The 5,346-nt window shown below is 71.0% G+C and carries 1 protein-coding gene; it reads left to right on the top strand.

Features of this window, described 5'->3' with window-relative positions; all coding sequences use genetic code 11:
• Nucleotides 1–5,346, top strand: a 5,346-nt coding sequence (locus BHU15_RS32235; RefSeq protein WP_141726923.1) for an SDR family NAD(P)-dependent oxidoreductase, incomplete at both ends; no start/stop codon positions are given.

The following is a 5,346-nucleotide window of genomic DNA, read 5'->3' as shown; positions in this document are numbered from 1 at the left end:
ATCAGCGGCACCAACGCCCACCTCATCCTCGAACAGGCACCCGCGACACCGGAGCCCGCCGAGGACGACCACGAGCAGGACGCGCCGCAGGCGACCCTGGTCCCGTGGGTCCTGTCCGGCAAGACGGAACAGGCCCTCCGCGACCAGGCGCAGCAGCTGCGCACGTACCTCGAACTCAACCCCGGGCTGCGCACGGACCGAGTCGCTCACGCGCTCGCCACCACCCGCGCCCAGTTCCAGTACCGGGCCGTGGTGCTCGGCACCGACCACCAGGCGTTCGACCGCGCTCTGGGCACGCTCACCCTCGGCGAGCCGTCCCCGGCGCTGGTACGCGGGATGCCGCACCCCGGCAAGACCGCCTTCATGTTCACGGGACAGGGTGCGCAGCGGGCCGGCATGGGCCGCGAGCTGTACGACACGTACCCGGTCTTCCGCGACACCTTCGACGAGGTGTGCGCCACCCTCGACCGGCATCTGAACGCCGAACAGCCGGTCAAGGACGTCGTCTTCTCCGACGATGCCACCCTGCTCAACCAGACCCGGTACACCCAGGCCGCGCTCTTCGCGATCGAGACCTCCCTCTACCGGCTGGTCGAATCGTTCGGGATCACTCCGCACTACCTGACCGGCCACTCGATCGGTGAGATCACGGCCGCCCACGTGGCCGGGATCTTCACCCTCGACGACGCCTGCCGGCTGGTCGCCGCGCGCGGCTCACTGATGCAGGCCCTGCCCGCCAACGGCGTCATGATCTCCCTGCGCGCCACCGAGGAGCAGATCCTCCCGCTCCTCGAAGGCCACGAGCACCACGTCAGCGTCGCGGCGGTCAACGGGCCCAGCTCGATCGTCATCTCCGGCGACGAGGAAGCCACCACCGCCATCGCGGAAGCCCTCGCCGAGACGGGCGTCAAGACGCGGCGCCTCACGGTCTCCCACGCGTTCCACTCCCCCCACATGGACCCCATGCTGGACGAGTTCGAACTCGTGGCCGGAGAGCTGACCTACCACGCCCCGACGATCCCGATCGTCTCCAACCTGACCGGCGAACTCGCCGACCACTACATCACCACTCCGCAGTACTGGGTCCAGCACGTCCGGGAGGCCGTCCGCTTCTCCGACGGAATCACCACCCTCGACCGGCTCGGCACCCGGCACTACCTCGAACTCGGACCCGACCCCGTCCTGACCACCATGGCGCAGGACAGCGTGGCCGATGACAGCGACGCCACCCTCGTCGCCACCCTGTACCGCGACCGGGACGAGAACCACAGCTTCCTCACCGCCCTGGCCACGGCACACGCCCATGGCATCCAGGTCGGCTGGACCCCCGTGGTCGGTGAGACCTCGGTCCCCGCCCTCGGCCTCCCCACCTACCCCTTCCAGCGCCAGCACTACTGGCTGGAGGCGGCGAAGCCCACCTCGGGTGCCGACGGTCTGGGGCTGACGGCGACCGACCATCCGGTGCTGACCACCTTGGCCGAACTCCCGGACGGAGGCGGGCACCTGTTCACCGGCCGCGTCTCCGGGAACGATCCGGACTGGGTGGCCGAGCACATCATCTTCGGGACAATGATCGTTCCGGGTGTGGCCTTCGTCGACCTCCTGCTCCACGCGGCACGCCATGTGGACTGCGAGCACATCGAGGAACTCACCCACCACGTGTTCCTCGCCGTGCCGGAGCGCGCCGCCCTCCAGCTGCGGCTCCTGATCGAGCCGGCGGACGGCTCCGGAAGCCGGGCCTTCGCGTTCTACTCACGGCCGGAGGACGCCCCGGTCGAAACCGACTGGACCCTCCACGCCACGGGCGCGCTCGGAGCCGAACGCAGGGAAGTCCCTGCGGGCGCCGACTCGCTCAGGAACGAGGTCTGGCCGCCTGACATCTCGGACACCATGGACGTGGCGGAGTTCTACCGCCGGGTCACGGACGGTGGCTTCGGCTACGGACCGCTGTTCCGAGGACTCAGGAAGGCCTGGCAGGACGGCAACACCACCTACGCGGAAGTCTCGCTTCCCGCGGGCTCGGATCCGGGCGACTACGGCATCCACCCCGGTCTGCTCGACTCGGCGCTCCAGCCGGCCGCGCTGATCATGGGGGAGACCGAGGCGGCCGACTCGATCCGGGTGCCGTTCTCCTGGGCCGGTGTGTCCCTCCACGCGACGGGCGCCAGCTCCCTGCGGATCCGCCACACCTGGACCACACCGGACACCGCGTCGCTGGTCATCGCCGACCAGACGGGGACGCCGGTCATGACGATCGACTCCCTCGCCATGCGGACGGTCGGCGCCGACCAACTCGCCGCCACCCGTGCGGCCGACGCCGGAGAGCTGTACAAGGTCGACTGGATCGACGTCCAGACCGTGGAGGACAAGACCCAGAGCACGACCGGCGCCAAGTGGGCCGTGGTCGCCGACCCGGCGAACACCCAGGTCCCGGCGGCACTCTCCCCGCTCGGCGCGGCGGTCGAAGTACGGCCGGACGCGGTGACACTGCCGACGACACCGGGAGACGACACCACCAGGCCGGACGTGGTCTTCACCTGGTGCGTCTCCGAGCCCGGCACCGACCCGGCACAGGCCGCGCGCTCCTTCACGCACCGCGTGCTCGGTCTCGTGCAGGCGGTCCTCTCCGACGACCGGCCGGACTCCCGCCTGGTGATCCTCACCAAGGGCGCCATGTCCACGAGTACGGGCGGCGCGGCCGATCTGGCCGGAGCCGCGGTCTGGGGACTCGTCCGCACCGCGCAGACGGAACACCCCGACCGGTTCACCCTGATCGACCTGGACGGTTCGGAGGCGTCCCTGCGGGCGATCCCGGCCGCCCTGAACGCCGGCGAACCCCAACTGGCCGTACGGGAAGGCCGACTTCTCGCCCCGCGCCTCGCCCGTATCGGCACCGCCGACCCGGAGCCGACCGCCACGCCCACGTCGTTCGACCCGGAGCGGACGGTGCTCATCACCGGCGGCACCGGCGCCCTGGGCACGCTCCTCGCCCGGCACCTGGTCACCCGGCACGGTGTGAGGAAGCTGCTCCTCACCAGCCGGCGCGGCCGTCCGGCGGACAGCACCATCACCGCGGAACTCGCCGAACTCGGCGCCGAGGTCACCATCGCGGCCTGCGACGCCGCGGACCGGGAGTCGCTGGAGGCCCTGCTGGCGAGCCTGCCGGCCGAGCATCCGCTCGGCGCGGTGGTGCACTGCGCCGGAACGCTCGACGACGGCATCGTCACGGCGCTGACTCCCGAGCGGATCGACGAGGTGCTCCGTCCGAAGGTGGACGGCGCGTGGAACCTGCACGAGCTGACCCGTGAGCTGGACCTGGACGCCTTCGTGACGTTCTCGTCGGTCGTCGGTGTCCTCGGCTCGCCCGGACAGGCCAACTACGCCGCCGCGAACGTGTTCCTGGACGAGCTGGCGGAACACCGCCGTACGGCCGGGCTGCCCGCCAAGTCCCTCGCCTGGGGACTGTGGGAGAGCGGCATGGCCGACACCCTCGACGAGCAGGACCAGGCGCGTATGAACCGCGGCGGGCTCCTGCCGATGCCCGCCGAACAGGCGCTCGGGCACTTCGACTCGGCGCTGGAGACCGACCAGACCGTCGTGGTCCCGGCCAAGCTCGACCTCGCCGGGCTCCGTGCCCGCGCCGCGACGGTCCCGGTGGCGCCGATCTTCCGTGGGCTGGTCCGTACGCCGCTGCGCACCGCCGCCCAGGCGGGCGGCACGGGAGCGGAGGTCGGAGCCCTGGGGCAGTCGATCGCGGGCCGCCCGGAGGCCGAGCAGGACCAGATCATCCTGGACTTCCTGCGCAATCACGTGGCCACCGTCCTCGGACACGGCTCGGCGAACGCGATCGACCCCGCGCACTCCTTCAAGGAGCTGGGCTTCGACTCTCTCAGCTCGGTGGAACTGCGCAACTCGCTCAACAAGGCGTCCGGGATGCGACTCCCGTCCACCCTGTTGTTCGACTACCCCACCCCCTCGGTACTGGCCGGCTACATCCGCAACCAACTGGCGGGCGGCAAGCAGGCGGAGGCAGGCGCGCAGGTGGCCCGCCGCACCGTTCGCCCGGCGTCCTCGCGGAGCGACGCGGCCGACCCGATCGTGATCGTGGGCATGGGGTGCCGCTTCCCCGGTGGCGCCGACACGCCCGAGGCGCTGTGGAAGCTGGTCGCGGACGAGCGTGACGCGGTGGGGGCCTTCCCCGACAACCGTGGCTGGGACATCGAGAACCTCTTCGACGACGACCCCGACGTACGGGGGAAGTCGTACGCCAGTGAGGGCGGGTTCCTCTACGACGCCGACCGTTTCGACCCCGAGTTCTTCGGCATCAGCCCTCGCGAGGCCCTGGCGCTCGACCCGCAGCAGCGGCTGCTGCTCGAAACCACCTGGGAAGCGTTCGAGAACGCGGGCATCCGTCCCGACACCCTGCGCGGCAAGCCCGTCGGCGTCTTCGCCGGCGTCGCGGCCGGGGAGTACGTCTCGCTCACCCACCACGGCGGCGAGCCCGTCGAGGGTTACCTGCTGACGGGTACGACGGCGAGTGTCGCCTCCGGGCGCATCTCGTACACGCTGGGTCTTGAGGGCCCGGCGGTCACCGTCGACACGGCCTGCTCGTCGTCGCTCGTCGCGATGCACCTGGCGTGCCAGTCGCTGCGGAACAACGAGTCCACGATGGCCCTGGCCGGCGGCGCCACGATCATGTCCAACGCGGGCATGTTCATGGAGTTCAGCCGCCAGCGCGGTCTGGCTCCCGACAGTCGGGCCAAGTCCTACGCGGGCGCCGCCGACGGCACGATCTGGGCCGAGGGCGCGGGCATGGTCCTCCTGGAGCGTCTGTCGGACGCCAAGGCCAACGGACACACGGTCCTGGCCGTCATCCGCGGCTCGGCCGTCAACCAGGACGGCGCCAGCAACGGCCTCACCGCCCCCAACGGGCCCTCGCAGCAGCGGGTCATCAACACAGCGCTCGCCAGCGCGGGGCTCACCCCCGACCAGGTCGACGCCGTCGAAGGACACGGCACCGGAACGCCGCTGGGTGACCCGATCGAGGCCCAGGCCCTGCTCTCCAGCTACGGCCAGAACCGTGAAGAGCCGCTGTGGCTCGGATCGTTCAAGTCCAACATCGGCCACGCGCAGGCCGCCGCCGGCGTCGGCGGAGTCATCAAGATGATCCAGGCCATGCGCCACGGCACTCTCCCCCGGACGCTCCACGTCGACGAGCCCAGCCCGAACATCGACTGGGACTCCGGCAACGTGCGGCTCCTGACCGAGGCCCGGGCCTGGCCCGAGACCGACCACCCGCGCCGCTCCGCCGTCTCGTCCTTCGGTATCAGCGGCACCAACGCCCAC

Source organism: Streptomyces niveus (genome assembly GCF_001723055.1).
Classification (GTDB): Bacteria; Actinomycetota; Actinomycetes; order Streptomycetales; family Streptomycetaceae; genus Streptomyces; species Streptomyces niveus.
This window is presented reverse-complemented; position numbering and strand designations above follow the sequence as displayed.